Annotated in this window: 1 protein-coding gene; it reads left to right on the top strand. The window is 65.8% G+C overall.

Translation table 11 applies throughout. The features are described 5' to 3' along the window. On the top strand, window positions 1–568 hold a 568-nt coding region (locus tag HTA01S_RS25655), incomplete at both ends, for a hypothetical protein (protein WP_169804816.1).

Genomic DNA, 568 nt, shown 5'->3' with positions numbered 1-568 from the left:
TCCCGAACAAGAGCGCCTGCTCAAGCTGCTGGAGAACGGAGAACTCAAACCCGACCACCCCAGGTACGCCGAGATCCGGGGCCTGGCCGAGGCGCGCTACAAGGTCGCCTACGCCAAAGCGCTGGAGCCACCCAAGAAGAGCAGCTGGGTCAAACAACTCGTCGGGGTGGTGATCGCGGCTGTGGCGATCTACTTCGGGCAAGCCCAGATCGCCGCCTGGGCCCTGAACATCGGTGCTGCGGTGGGGGCCACCAGTGCCTTCGCCGTTCAAGTCATCGGCACGGCCATCTCGGCCACCATCAGCAGCTCCATCAGCACCACGATCGCCACCGGCAGTGTCTCCAAAGGCCTGCAGGCCGGACTCAAGGCCGGGGCCACCGGCTTGCTCACGGGAGGCCTGCAAACCATCACCGGCGGCGGCATCGTTGGCGAGACCCTGGCCAGGTCCATGGCGCAGACGGCGGTCTACGGCGGCGACTTCGGTGACAACCTGCTGAGCAACGCCATCAATGCCGGGGTGGACGTCGTGGCGGCCAACGTGGCCGATTACATCGGAGCCAACACGGAT

Origin of the sequence: Hydrogenophaga taeniospiralis CCUG 15921, assembly GCF_001592305.1 — a bacterium.
Taxonomy (GTDB): Bacteria; Pseudomonadota; Gammaproteobacteria; order Burkholderiales; family Burkholderiaceae_C; genus Hydrogenophaga; species Hydrogenophaga taeniospiralis.
Note: the sequence above shows the minus strand (reverse complement) of the source record. Positions and strands in the feature narration are given on the sequence as shown.